13 protein-coding genes are annotated in these 12,954 nt (G+C 42.2%); 7 read left to right on the plus strand and 6 right to left on the minus strand.

The features are described from left to right. The first annotated feature begins 55 nt into the window (after positions 1-55). The 7 genes from IQ13_RS11685 to IQ13_RS11715 all read left to right on the plus strand — a co-directional run bounded on the left by IQ13_RS11685 (position 56) and on the right by IQ13_RS11715 (position 6,679). A complete protein-coding gene (locus tag IQ13_RS11685; RefSeq protein ID WP_144886557.1) occupies positions 56-1,363 on the plus strand; it encodes a tetratricopeptide repeat protein in 1,308 nt (435 codons plus the stop codon). An 18-nt stretch (positions 1,364-1,381) separates the two neighbouring features. Further along, complete coding sequence (locus IQ13_RS11690) at positions 1,382-3,598, plus strand: TonB-dependent receptor (protein ID WP_144886558.1); 2,217 nt, start codon at positions 1,382-1,384, stop codon at positions 3,596-3,598. A gap of 131 nt (positions 3,599-3,729) precedes the next feature. Continuing rightward, positions 3,730-4,701 (plus strand): c-type cytochrome, encoded by a 972-nt coding sequence (locus IQ13_RS11695; RefSeq protein ID WP_144886559.1) that lies wholly within the window; start codon positions 3,730-3,732, stop codon positions 4,699-4,701. A gap of 115 nt (positions 4,702-4,816) precedes the next feature. Then, entirely contained in the window at positions 4,817-5,587 is a 771-nt protein-coding gene (locus IQ13_RS11700; RefSeq protein WP_144886560.1) for an exodeoxyribonuclease III, read from the plus strand. Between the two features lies 1 nt (position 5,588). Continuing rightward, positions 5,589-5,894 (plus strand): DUF4286 family protein, encoded by a 306-nt coding sequence (locus IQ13_RS11705; protein WP_144886561.1) that lies wholly within the window; start codon positions 5,589-5,591, stop codon positions 5,892-5,894. 255 nt (positions 5,895-6,149) lie between these two features. After that, positions 6,150-6,449 carry an HU family DNA-binding protein gene (locus IQ13_RS11710; protein ID WP_262711290.1) on the plus strand — a complete coding sequence of 100 codons (300 nt, stop codon included), beginning with the start codon at positions 6,150-6,152 and terminating at the stop codon, positions 6,447-6,449. A gap of 80 nt (positions 6,450-6,529) precedes the next feature. Continuing rightward, entirely contained in the window at positions 6,530-6,679 is a 150-nt protein-coding gene (locus IQ13_RS11715; RefSeq protein WP_262711291.1) for a 30S ribosomal protein THX, read from the plus strand. A gap of 102 nt (positions 6,680-6,781) precedes the next feature. Here IQ13_RS11715 and pdxH read toward each other — a convergent pair whose 3' ends face one another. The 6 genes from pdxH to IQ13_RS11745 all read right to left on the minus strand — a co-directional run bounded on the left by pdxH (position 6,782) and on the right by IQ13_RS11745 (position 12,898). Then, on the minus strand, positions 6,782-7,423 hold the full coding sequence (gene pdxH / locus IQ13_RS11720; protein WP_144886563.1) for a pyridoxamine 5'-phosphate oxidase: 642 nt from the start codon (positions 7,421-7,423) through the stop codon (positions 6,782-6,784). 60 nt (positions 7,424-7,483) lie between these two features. Then, positions 7,484-8,500 (minus strand): coiled-coil domain-containing protein, encoded by a 1,017-nt coding sequence (locus IQ13_RS11725; protein WP_144886564.1) that lies wholly within the window; start codon positions 8,498-8,500, stop codon positions 7,484-7,486. A gap of 124 nt (positions 8,501-8,624) precedes the next feature. Beyond that, positions 8,625-9,338 (minus strand): UMP kinase, encoded by a 714-nt coding sequence (pyrH, locus tag IQ13_RS11730; protein WP_144886565.1) that lies wholly within the window; start codon positions 9,336-9,338, stop codon positions 8,625-8,627. Between the two features lie 123 nt (positions 9,339-9,461). Beyond that, positions 9,462-9,767 (minus strand): hypothetical protein, encoded by a 306-nt coding sequence (locus tag IQ13_RS11735; protein ID WP_144886566.1) that lies wholly within the window; start codon positions 9,765-9,767, stop codon positions 9,462-9,464. Positions 9,768-9,884: 117 nt separating this feature from the next. Continuing rightward, on the minus strand, positions 9,885-11,675 hold the full coding sequence (locus tag IQ13_RS11740) for an AMP-dependent synthetase/ligase (protein ID WP_144886567.1): 1,791 nt from the start codon (positions 11,673-11,675) through the stop codon (positions 9,885-9,887). A 206-nt stretch (positions 11,676-11,881) separates the two neighbouring features. Then, positions 11,882-12,898 (minus strand): tetratricopeptide repeat protein, encoded by a 1,017-nt coding sequence (locus IQ13_RS11745; RefSeq protein ID WP_144886568.1) that lies wholly within the window; start codon positions 12,896-12,898, stop codon positions 11,882-11,884. Positions 12,899-12,954: the final 56 nt, after the last annotated feature.

Consider the following 12,954-nt stretch of genomic DNA (forward strand, 5'->3'; position numbering starts at 1 on the left):
GAAGGTTTTTACACCTTCGCTTTTTAACCATTTCCGTTTACTACAATCATCTGTTATGTTTAAGCAATTTGTTGTTATTCTTTCTGCTGCTGTTTTTTTTGCTGGTTGTACAAATGAAAAAGCGCCTGTTGCAGAAGAGCAAAGAATTACTGCTGCGTTACAAAAATCGGCAGAGCACAAAAGCGATCTTACGATTATTGACGAGGATATTCTATTCTGGAGCAACCGCCTTGCTGTGAAAACTGATGATCATAATGCAAAAACGAAACTTGCATCACTTTACAGCAAACGCTTCCAATACAGCGGCAATATTCATGATGTACACAAAAGCGACAGCTTGTACACTGTAGCCAACCAACTGCAAAAACATTTTTCATCCGGCATATACCGGTCGCTTGCAGCTAACTGTGTTACACAACACCGCTTTCAACAGGCAGATAAATACCTGGATACAGCATTACAAATGGGCGACGATAAATACCTCACTGCACTCCAGCGCTTCGATGTAAAATTAGAACTGGGTCAGTACAAACAGGCCGAACAGTTACTCACCAGCCTTCCACAGAAAAATAATTTCGATTATTATACAAGAGCAGCAAAATTCGAAGATCACAGAGGCAATGCAGATGCAAGTATTGCCTATATGGAACAGGCTTATGCTGATGTAATAGAAAGTAAAAACGAACATCTTTTACTGTGGGTTAAAACAAATCTTGCAGATATGTACGGTCACAACAACCGTGTTGCCGAAGCATACAAACTGTATAACGAAGTATTGGCAACAGATCCTGCTTACTATCATGCATGGAAAGGCATTGCATGGATCGCCTTTTCACAAGACAAAAATACCCGGCTTGCAAAAAACATTTTGTACTGGTTGCAGGCACATCACCCCATACCGGATTACGATTTGATGCTGAGTGAAATTGCAGCGTATGAAAATGATCACCAGGAAAAAAATATCCGCCTTGCCTTGTTCATTGATCAGGTAACACAACCAATTTATGGCGATATGTACAATAAATATCTGTTTGCTATTATGAGCGATGAACGGAACGATGCTACGACGGCCTTACAGATTGCACACAAAGAAATTCTCAACCGCCCTACGCCCCAATCGTACGATTTACTGGCATGGTCGTTATACAAAAACGGACAGGTAAACGAAGCAACACGTATTGCCAACGACCGTATTGTCAACAAAACATTTGAACCCGATGCCCTTTATCATATAGGCGTTATTTACAAGCAGGCCGGAAATAAAAAAATGGCAAAGCGCTATTTAAACGAAGCATTGGAAAGCAGTTTCGAATTAGGACCTCTTGTAACCAACGAAATAAAAGAAGAATTAAAAACACTTTGATTTCAATGCTGACTGTTTATGAAAACAATTCTATTCTCCTTATCTTTTCTTGCATGCAGTTTGTTGGCGAATGCTCAAACAATTTTTAATGCACGTATTATTGATACCGTTAATAACGAAGCCATTGAAGGAGCTGTTATCCGCAGCAACACAAAAATTGTTACCTCAGCAAAAGATGGCAGCTTCTCTATTTCGCTTTCGGCAACAGAACAAACTGTAGCTGTATCTGCCATTGGTTATGCAACAACAGCAGTAACCCCATCAAACAACAATCTCGTTATTTACCTGCAGCGTGCAGCGTTTAATTTAAAAGAACTGGTTATTGCTGCAGGCAATGCCAACAAAGTATATTCCACCATCAGTAAAATTGATTTAAACCAACGCCCCGTTAATTCGGCACAGGAATTTTTGCGTTATGTACCCGGTTTGTTTATTGCACAACACCAGGGCGGTGGTAAAGCAGAGCAGATTTTTTTGCGTGGCTTTGATGTGGACCATGGAACTGATGTGAAGATTACGGTAGATGGTATGCCGGTAAACATGCCCTCGCATGCACACGGGCAAGGTTATGCCGATATGCACTTTGTGATTCCTGAATTGGTGAAAACAATTGATTATGGCAAGGGAAGCTATTACACCGAGCAAGGCAATTTCAATACAGCGGGTTATGTAGAATTGCAAACAGCCAATAAGCTTACACAAAATACAGTGCAGCTTGAAGCAGGTCTATTTAACAGCTATCGTGCTTTGGCAATGGTAAATCTGTTACCAGCATCTAACAAGAAACAAAATGTATTTATTGCATCAGAATTTATTTACTCCGATGGTCCGTTTGAAAGTGCGCAGCATTTTAACCGTTTCAACATCTGGGGAAAGTATAATACCGAGCTCAACGAACGTAACAAACTGTTTGTGCAAGCCAATGTATTCAACAGCAAATGGGATGCATCGGGACAAATTCCTGAGCGTGCAGTAAACAATGGAAGTATTACCCGCTTCGGTGCCATTGATAATACAGAAGGTGGTTATACCGGCCGTATCAACTTCAGTACAAAACTGCAGCAGCGTTTAAGCAATAACGATCAACTGGAACATCAGATCTATTACACACGCTATCATTTCAATCTTATTTCAAACTTCACCTTCTTCCTCAACGATCCGGTCAATGGCGATCAGATTCGTCAGCAGGAAGCAAGAGATATTTTCGGTTGGCAATCCAACTGGCAATCGAAACGTACAAAGGGCAACATAAACTTCACCAGCAGTGTTGGCAGCGGCATCCGTTTCGATGCAACACATCATTCAGAACTGTCACACACAAAAAATAAAACTGAAGTACTCGATGCAATTGCTTTGGGCGATGTGCGTGAAGCCAATGGCTGGCTGTATGCCGATGAAAAAATAGAATTTGGCAACTGGATGTTAACGGTGGGTGCAAGAGCCGATTATTTTCACTTTGCTTATAACGATCAGCTCAATCCTTCGTTAGCAGCACAACAGCAATTCATCATCAGCCCGAAAGCTAATTTGTTTTATACGTTTAATAAAAATCTGCAACTATATCTTAAGAACGGAAAAGGATTTCACAGCAACGATACTCGGGTGGTGTTACCACAAACCGGTCGTGAAGTATTACCTGCTTCCTACGGTTCCGATCTTGGTTTTATCTGGAAGCCCTTTAAAAGTTTACTGGTAAACGCAGCCGTGTGGCATTTGTTTTTACAACAGGAGTTTGTGTATGTGGGTGATGAGGGCATTGTAGAACCCGGTGGTAAAACACGCCGCTATGGTGCTGATGTGTCTGTACGCTGGCAACCGTTGAAACAACTGTCGGCCGATGCCAATATCAACTTTGCACATGCAAGAAGCATCGAAGATGCAAAAGGCGAAAACTATATTCCACTGGCGCCAACTGTTACAAGTACAGGCGGCATCAACTATCAGCAAAATAAATGGAGTGCCGCTGTACGTTACCGTTATATTGCCAACCGTGCAGCCAATGAAGATTACAGTATAACAGCCAAGGGTTATTTTATTACCGATGCTTCGCTTAGTTATGCTGTACGCAAATGGGAAATCGGAGCCGTAATTGAAAATCTCTTTAACAGCAAATGGAACGAAGCACAATTTGCAACCGAGTCGAGATTACGGAATGAAACAACACCTGTTACTGAATTACATTATACACCCGGTAACCCGTTTTTTGTGAAACTTAAATTAGCCGTACACTTCTAATAGAGCCAACAGTAAACGAAGCCACAACAAAACCTGTTGTGGCTTTTTTGTTTTCACAAAACAGCGGCAGGTATTGCATCTTGTCAAAATTGTTTCTACCTTATTCTCTGTCACCCCCAAAACCAACCATCATGCTTAAGAAAACATTGAAGTGGACAGGTATCATCCTGCTCTTTCTTATCGTTGGCATTACTGCCATTGTACTGCTTCGACAGAATACGAAATACGATGCACCTTATCCCGCCATTAAAGCTTCAACCGACAGTACAGTACTTGCAAGAGGTAAATATCTTGTGTATGGCCCTGCACATTGTGCCGATTGCCATGCAAAACAAGGAACAGAAGAAGTGGTGAACAGCGGCGCTGAAGTAGACTTGCCGGGCGGCCGGGATTTTGCATTGCCGATCGGCCATATCTATGCCCGCAACATTACACCCGATAAAGAAACGGGCATTGGTAACCTGAGCGATGAAACCATTGCACGTTCGTTACGCTATGGTGTTGGCCACGATGGAAGAGCCTTGTTTGATTTTATGCCGTTTCATGATATGAGTGATGAAGACCTTACTGCTGTTATTTCGTTTATACGCACATTGAAGCCTGTAAACAATCAGGTACCCGACAATAAGATGAATGTAATGGGCAAAATTGTAAAAGCATTTATTATAAAACCTGTGGGACCAACCGGTACTCCACCCAAACAGGTGAAACCGGATTCTACTGCTGAATATGGCCGTTATCTTGCCATGAGTGTTGCCAATTGCCGTGGCTGCCATACCGATCGTGATTTAAAAACAGGCGCTTTTGTTGGAGAACCCTTTGCAGGTGGTTTTAAAATGGAATCGATTATTGACCCGGAACATTACATCTGCGAAACACCCAATCTTACACCCGATAAAGAAACAGGCCGCATTTACGGCTGGAGCGAAGAAACATTCCGCAACCGCATCCGTAAAGGAAAACTAATTAAGCACAGTCCGATGGCTTGGGGGCCATTCAGTCGTATGAGCGATATGGAGATCAAAGCCATTTATAAATTTCTGCAAACTGTGAAACCGGTAAACAAAAAAATAGAAAAAACATTTTACGAGAAGAAAGCTTAGTTGTTCGTTTTCGATTGATTCCTGATAGAGGCATTACGTAAGTGATGTCTCTTTTTTTATGTGTGTGTTGAATGCCTTTCTTACTTTCGTTCACGAATAAATCAGTTACAAGAACATGCGTATTATTTCCTATAACGTTAATGGCATTCGGGCTGCCATCAAAAAAGGTTTTCTTGATTGGTTAAAAACAGATCCTGCCGATATTATTTGTGTGCAGGAAACAAAAGCTACCAAAGAAGATGTGGATCATAAACTGTTTAATGATCTTGGTTACCACGATTATTGGTTCAGCGCACAAAAGAAAGGATACAGCGGCGTAGCAGTGTTTACCAAAATAAAACCGGATCATGTTGAAGTTGGCAACGGTCATGGACCAAGTGATGATGAAGGACGTGTTATACAACTCGACTTTGGTGATATCCGTTTGATCAATACCTATTTCCCCAGCGGCACCAGTGGCGACGAACGGCAGGAGTTCAAATATGTTTGGCTTGATGAATATTTCAACTGGCTGAATACATTAAAGAAAACACATCCGAAACTGATTCTTTGCGGCGATTACAATATTGCACACAAGGAAATTGATATTCATGATCCGAAAGGCAATAAAAAGTCGAGTGGCTTTTTACCGGAAGAGCGTGAATGGATGACGAAGTTTTATGCAAGCGGTTGGGTAGATACTTTTCGTGAGTTTCACCCCGAACCACACCGTTACAGCTGGTGGAGCCAGCGTTTCCCCAGTGTGCGTTTAAATAACAAAGGCTGGCGTATCGATTACATTAGTGTTACAGAACCTTTGCGGGAGCAATTAAAAGATGCAGAAATTTATCCGGATGTAAAACACAGCGACCATTGTCCTGTTTATTTGGAACTGAAATTAAAATAACATGATTGTATACAACGTAACCTCCAAAGTAACCTGGGCTATTCACGATGCGTGGGTACAATGGATGAAGGAAGAACATATACCCGAAGTATTGGCAACAGGTTGTTTTACCGATGCACAGTTTTTTCGTTTGCTGGAAACAGAAGAAGAGGAAGGCCCTACTTACACTGTACAATACTTTGCCAACAGTAAGGAATTGCAGGAAGCCTATGTTGCAGTACATGCAGCTTCGTTACGGCAAAAGGCATTTGATAAATGGGGAAATCAGTTTATCGCCTTTCGATCCATTATGGAGCTTGTGCAGTAATTGTGGAAAACAGAACAGCAACCTGCTGCTGTAATTTTTGTTTTACCCTTTCTGAAACCCTTGCCGGTAAAGGATTACAGCCGCTGTTGTGCTGAAATGCTTGCTGTACAGGCATTTCAGCATTCTTATTTTACATTAAACAGAAAAATAGTTTTTGGTCAATGTAGTTACAACCCTTGCCCGGCCTGCATTCCAGCAGATTTTTTAAGTGTTTTCTGTGAGTGAAAAAAATTTTGTTGCAGTGCAAAACCGTCTATATTTGCTCCACTTAAAAAAACTCTCACTATGAACAAAGCAGAATTAGTTGCAAAGCTTGCTGAAGATGCAGAAATTTCAAAAACACAGGCAAATGCTGCATTGGATTCTTTCATCGAAGCCGTTACAAAAACATTAAAAGGTGGTGGCAAAGTAACATTGGTTGGTTTCGGTACATTTTCTGTAACCAAGCGTGCTGCACGTACTGGCCGCAACCCGCAAACTGGTGCAACTATTAAAATTAAAGCGAAGAAAGTAGCTAAATTTAAAGCAGGTAAAGAATTAGCAGCGAAGCTCTAATTATTTGCAGGCATAAAAAAAGCAGGAAACGTTTTGTTTCTTGCTTTTTTTATGATCACCTTTGTATTTACGCAGCACTGCTGCAATTCAATCATTCAAATAAACTAATTACCATGGGCAGAGGAGATAAAAAAACTGCAAAAGGCAAACGTTTCAAAGGTTCTTTCGGCAAAAGCCGTCCAGCGAAAGTTGCTGTAAAAAAAGCGGCGAAAAAAGCAGAAACAAAATAAGTTTCGGCAGTATCAAAAATTCCTGAAGCAGGTTGTTACGCAAGTGACCGCCTGCTTTTTTATGCATTCTCCCGTACTTCCAACTTCGTACCTCGTACTTTATTACGGTGCTAACCGTTCAATCTTCCAGCTGCCATTATCCTGCAAACTGTATTGAATGCGATCGTGCAAACGACTGCTTCTTCCCTGCCAGAATTCGATGATCACCGGCTTAACCCTGTAACCTCCCCAATGTGGCGGACGGGTCAACTGTTCTGTCTTAAATTTTTCAGCGAGTTCCTTTACCCTGTTCTCCAACCAACTGCGGTTTTCAATTACATGGCTTTGCGGCGATGCCCATGCGCCTACCTGTGAGCCTGTGGGGCGTGATAAAAAATACTCATTGCTTTCCTCCTCGCTCACTTTCTCAACCAAACCGATTATACGTACCTGCCGTTCCAGCTCTTTCCAGAAAAACAATAAACATGCTCTCGGGTTTTCTGCCAGCTCCTGTCCCTTTATACTTTCGTAGTTGGTGTAAAACACAAAGCCTTTTTCGTCATAACCTTTCAATAAAACGATACGTGCACTGGGAACAGCTTCGAGCGAGGCCGTTGCCAACGTCATTGCATTTACTTCATCGATTTCCGATTCAATGGCCTGCTGCCACCAATCGCCAAACTGTAAAAAAGGATTGTCAGCTACTTCTGTTTCGAGTAATGTTTTCAACGAATAATCTCTGCGGATATCTGCAATGGACGACATACTGCCAACTGTTTTAGTGGAGCGCCAAATCTAATGAAGGAAAAAATAACAACCGCTGATTTACTGATTTTGTCCGGAAGAAATTCGTGCAAGCATCGCTTCAATTTCTGATAACCGTGAAAGCTGCGATTCAAGTTTTTTATTATGATCTGATACCTGCTGCAGATCTTTGTTCAGCTCTTCGAGAAAATCGTTGCGCTTGCTCAGTTGCTGGCGTTGCAGGTTGGCTTCATTCAACTTGCTTTCCATTTCAATGACGTGTTGCGACAGTCTTGAATTTTCTTCAACCAACTCCCGCTGTTTATTGCGCATATCGTTGAGCTCAACCGACAGGAGATGATTGGCTTCTTCCAGCTCATCGTAACGCAGCGCATTGGTTTGTGGTACGCTTAACTGCTGCTCTACCTTCATCAACTTCGACTGAATTTCGTTGAACTCGTCGTACGCTGTTTCCAAACGGTTTTTCATTTCATGCGTAAGCACCGTTTGCTGACGAATGGTATTGAGCTCGCCTTCTTTTTCTGTTAACGAACGACGCAGCAATGCAAGCTGTTCGGTGAGGTATTGATTTTGTTGTAAGGTATCCTGGTGTTTCTGTTCAACTTTCTCTAACAGTTCTACCTGGTTGAGCAATTGCGAAATACTCTGGTTGTGTTGCAACAGATCGTCCTGTGCTTTTTTGAGTTGGGCAAGGTATGCAGCCGGACTAACATCTGCACCTGCAGATGGTGCTGTAGTTTCAACAACGACCTGCTGCGGACGTTGCTTGAGTTCTTTTATGAGGTCGTTCAACTCTTCAATTTCTTCCATCAATGCACGCTCACTCTGCTGTACAATAGCCAGTTCTTTCTGCAAATTCTCGCCACTGTCTTTCTGTTGCTCGAGGATGTTGTAATACTTCATGCGCCAGTCATAGGCTTCCTGCTCGTACTTCTTTACATCCAGTTCCTGGTCGAACTGGTTGCCGTGACGCATACTCCAGAAATAGTGAATGACAAAACCCAACACCAATGCCCCGATCTGGAACATGGCGATTTCGAAAACAGATATTTCTATGGCTAACAGGGTGACTGGCATGAAACAATAATTTGTTATGGAGAAGAATACTTCAGAATAACAATGGAAAGTTACTGGCAATAACAGGATTGCGAAAGGGGTTGCAGCTGAAACTTATCCCCAATGAAAACAAAGTGTGAACAGCTTAGCCGTTAACGATGGTACCTACATGATCGCCGGTAACAACACGTTTGAGGTTGCCGGGGCGGTTCATATCAAATACAATAATGGGGAGATTATTTTCCATGCAAAGTGTAAAGGCTGTCATGTCCATCACCCGCAAGTTTTTGCTGAGGCATTCCTGGAAAGTAATAGTATCGTATTTAGTTGCTGTAGGATCTTTTTCCGGATCGGCTGTATAAATGCCATCAACACGTGTGCCTTTTAAAATAACATCGGCATTAATTTCAATAGCACGGAGTGAACCTGCTGTATCAGTCGTAAAATAAGGATTACCGGTACCTGCACCAAAGATCACCACACGGCCTTTTTCTAAATGGCGGATGGCTCTGCGACGGATATAAGGTTCAGCAATCTGCTCCATCTTAATGGCGCTTTGCAAACGGGTGTACACACCCGCTTTTTCAAGTCCGGCTTGTAAAGCCATGCCGTTGATGACCGTTGCCAGCATGCCCATGTAATCGCCATGTGCACGTTCAATACCCGTTTCTGCTTCGTTCATACCACGGTAAATATTACCGCCGCCGATAACAATGGCAACCTGTACACCCAGCTCAACAATGGATTTAATACTTTGAGCGTATTGCGTAATTACGGCAGAGTCCATACCGAAATTCTTATCGCCCATTAATGATTCACCTGAAAGTTTGAGGAGGATGCGTTTGTATTTTGGAAGCATGCTGCGAAGATAAACGATTTGGTTTTACAGGAAAAAAGGAATGCTGTTTTGATTACTGGCGGCTGGAACCTAATGAAACTTTGGTTGCGTCGCACACATATACGACAATGCAACTTGCGGCACTTACCATTCTTTGTAATAACGATCGGTCCATTTTAAAGAATCCGGATATGGGTAGCCTAGCTTCTTGAAATCATTTTCGCTAATCATCAATCTGTTCTCCTCAGGCCTATCCTCACTGTAAATAATTGAAACTTCCCGGTAAAGAAGCTCTCTGCAAACTTGACTCTTCAATTCGTAATAGCTCTGCTTTCCTGTAATTTTTTTCCCTTCAACTGTAAATGTATAATCCAAAATAACACCGGAACCTTTCGATCTAGTGTTGCAATCTGTAATTTTTGCTTTGCCGATAACGCCTTCTCTTTTCAATTTTTTAATTTGTATTTCATCACATGAAGTAAAACAAACTATACAAAGAAAGAGTCCAATAAAAATCTTATCGTATGCAGGTTCACTGTATATCATTAGTCATTTCAGATCCTGAGCTTACAAATAAATCCTCTCAATTGCATCCCGATACTTCTCCATAATCACTTTTCGCTTCAGCTTTAAGGTTGGCGTCAGTTCACCACCATCCACTGTCCATTCGTTGGCGCAGAGTTCAAACTTTTTAATTTGCTCTACATGATTGAACTGCTGGTTGTATTCTTCCACAATATGCTTGTACATTTCCAGCACTTTCGGGTTGCGTACCAGGTCGTGCACCGTGCCAAAGCTGATATTGTTTTGTGCTGCCCACACTTTTAAATTATCGAACGAAGGAACAATGAGTGCACCTGCAAACTTGCGTTCAGGACCCACTACAATCATCTGCTCAATAAACTTGCTCTCCTTCATTTTGTTTTCAATGGGCTGTGGTGCTACATATTTGCCACCGCTTGTTTTGAAAATTTCTTTCTTCCGGTCGGTGATCTTTAAAAAACGACCTTGCTCCAGCACGCCAATATCACCCGTATGGAAATAGCCGTCTTTGTCAATTACCTCGGCTGTAAGATCAGGACGTTTGTAGTAACCCATCATCACATTATCACCTTTGCAGCAGATCTCTCCATCTTCAGCAATCAGCACATCTACGCCTTCAATGGTTGGACCAACTGTTCCAAACTTGCGGTTCTTTTCGGTAAAACGGTTCACTGCAATTACCGGCGATGTTTCGGTTAAACCATAGCCTTCCATAATCACAACTTTGCCAGCAGTAAACACACGCAGCAAACGCACCTGGCAGGCAGCAGCGCCGGTAACAATGGCCTTCACTTTACCACCCAACCCTTCACGCCATTTTTTAAAGATGAGTTTGTTGGCAATAGCAAGTTGCAGGTTATAGAGAAATCCTTGGTTTTTGTTGATTTCAAAACGGCTGCCCACATCCACCGCCCAGAAGAAGAGTTTTTTCTTCAGTCCTGTTAACTCCTGCCCTTTGCCCATAATGCGTTCGTACACTTTTTCGAGTAAGCGTGGTACTGTAGTGAAAACAGATGGCTGTACTTCTTTCAGATTATCGCCAATGGTATCTAAATTTTGTGCATACCAGATAGATACCCCGTTGAACAGGTACACATAGGTTACCATGCGTTCGAAAATATGATTGAGCGGAAGAAAGCTCAATGCTTTATCGCCGGGTACACAAAACTCTGCAAACACCGGCGTGCTCGACAATACATTGCTGAGAATGTTTTTATGACTGAGCATAACCCCTTTCGGTGTACCGGTGGTACCCGAAGTGTAAATAATCGTTACCATGTCTTCGTAACGGATACTTTGTGCCGACACAGCAAGTGTTTTAAAATCGTTCTCGGTTGCCTTGCTTAAAATATCTTTCCAGTGCAACGATGGTTGCAGGTAATCGAATGTAAACACCGCATGTACACTTTGCACTTTACTGCGTACCGATTGCACTTTATCGTAAAGCTCCTGGTCGCTTACAAACACCAGCTTTACTGCTGCATCGTTTAACACAAACTCCAGTTCATTTACAGCTAATGTTGGATAAATGGGCACCAGCACAGCGCCTGTTTTTTGCACTGCAAGATCAAGCATCATCCACTCGGGTCTGTTGTTACTAATGATGGCAATTTTATCACGCTTCTCTACGCTCATATCGTTACCACCTATACCCAAATGAATTAAACCGGCAGCAAGCCGGTCTACGGTTTCTTTTACTTCTGCAGTGGAATATTTTTTCCAGATGCCGCCCTCTTCTTTGGCGGCAAACATGGCTTCCTGTTGAAATTTTGCCAGCTGTATATCAATACAGTCGAATAGTCTTGTAGGATTCATATAGCATGCAATTACGTGTACGAAAAAGAGAAACAGACAGCTGCCTGTTTGGTTCAGGTAAGTTAAGCAGAAATGTGCAATGAGCGCATAAAAGCAAGCCTATGATTGCCTTCGTTTCCTGCTTTTAACGTTCGCTTTAAAAGCAGGTTAACAATCCTTACAACATCTGCTAAAAAAACCTCCGTTCTGCGGAGGCTTTTCATGGCTTAATTCGCTTGTTTATAATACTGCCCTGCGGGCACTTTAAACAGTTTCGATTTTTGAAACTTTGTAAACTCGTTGTACTGTTCGGTATTCAGTTTTGTCCAGCTTTCATATTTGGCTAAATCGCCTGCTGCTTCAAATATCCACTGGTTGTACGCTTCAAACATACCTTCCTGCAACAGTTGTTTCTGATGATCGAACAAGCGATGCGGAAATTTTGCAGCATATTGTTTATTCCAATCGAGCAGGAAACGTGTACGCAACATGGTTAATGCTTCGGTAGTAATACCGCTGTTGGTTACGGCACTGTTCTGTTTCATAACTGCAATGAAAGCTTCCGAAAACTCATTCTTTGTTTTAGAAGGCTGTGTTTTCTCATCGATCGTGAAGAATTTTTTATAGCCGTCGAGCAACAGCTTTTTCATTTCGGCTGTGCGGCTGGTATAACTTTCCATGTTAATGAACACCTCGCCGTAAACCAACGCCCACACTTTATCAGTAGTAAAAAAATAATAACGTGCAGCAAAATAATAGTTACCGGCATAGGCAGGATCGTTTTTAATACCCAGCTCCCATTGTTCAATACTGCCGTAGTTATCGTTGAGCATCCACAACAACTCACCATACTCTGCATACAACGGACCGCTTGTTGGATATTTCTTCAATGCTTTTTTATACATCTTCTCTGCATCCTTGCGCTCGGCCAATGCTTTGTAAATATTACCGGCAATCTGGTACACCTGCACATCTGCATCTTCACGTTCAATCAAAGGCTTCACGGTTTCACGGGCCTTTGCAAAATCACGTTGGTAGTAATAAGTAAGTGCCAGATCTTTTTGAATAGAAATGCTGTTGGGTTCTTTCTGCAACGCTTTGGTTAATACCAATACCGCATTGGCCCAATCGCCGCCACGCATAAACTGTTTGCCGGTTTCGTGCAGTTGTGCAGCATCAGGCTCCTGCGCAAATACAGCCAAACTCATCAAGGTTAAAAGAATTACACTAAGTATTTTTTTCATAACTGCGCCAAAATTAAACGAAAAGAGGCGATTGTAAAACCGCCTCTGCAATATTG

The organism is Lacibacter cauensis (assembly GCF_007830055.1).
Taxonomy (GTDB): Bacteria; Bacteroidota; Bacteroidia; order Chitinophagales; family Chitinophagaceae; genus Lacibacter; species Lacibacter cauensis.

What these genes read in the sequence shown, in the direction of transcription:
- IQ13_RS11685 (WP_144886557.1), top strand. Translation starts at nt 56, where the DNA reads ATGTTTAAGCAATTTGTTGTTATTCTTTCTGCTGCTGTTTTTTTTGCT.
- IQ13_RS11690 (WP_144886558.1), top strand. Translation starts at nt 1,382, where the DNA reads ATGAAAACAATTCTATTCTCCTTATCTTTTCTTGCATGCAGTTTGTTG.
- IQ13_RS11695 (WP_144886559.1), top strand. Translation starts at nt 3,730, where the DNA reads ATGCTTAAGAAAACATTGAAGTGGACAGGTATCATCCTGCTCTTTCTT.
- IQ13_RS11700 (WP_144886560.1), top strand. Translation starts at nt 4,817, where the DNA reads ATGCGTATTATTTCCTATAACGTTAATGGCATTCGGGCTGCCATCAAA.
- IQ13_RS11705 (WP_144886561.1), top strand. Translation starts at nt 5,589, where the DNA reads ATGATTGTATACAACGTAACCTCCAAAGTAACCTGGGCTATTCACGAT.
- pdxH (WP_144886563.1), bottom strand. Translation starts at nt 7,423, where the DNA reads ATGTCGTCCATTGCAGATATCCGCAGAGATTATTCGTTGAAAACATTA.
- IQ13_RS11725 (WP_144886564.1), bottom strand. Translation starts at nt 8,500, where the DNA reads ATGCCAGTCACCCTGTTAGCCATAGAAATATCTGTTTTCGAAATCGCC.
- pyrH (WP_144886565.1), bottom strand. Translation starts at nt 9,338, where the DNA reads ATGCTTCCAAAATACAAACGCATCCTCCTCAAACTTTCAGGTGAATCA.
- IQ13_RS11740 (WP_144886567.1), bottom strand. Translation starts at nt 11,675, where the DNA reads ATGAATCCTACAAGACTATTCGACTGTATTGATATACAGCTGGCAAAA.
- IQ13_RS11745 (WP_144886568.1), bottom strand. Translation starts at nt 12,898, where the DNA reads ATGAAAAAAATACTTAGTGTAATTCTTTTAACCTTGATGAGTTTGGCT.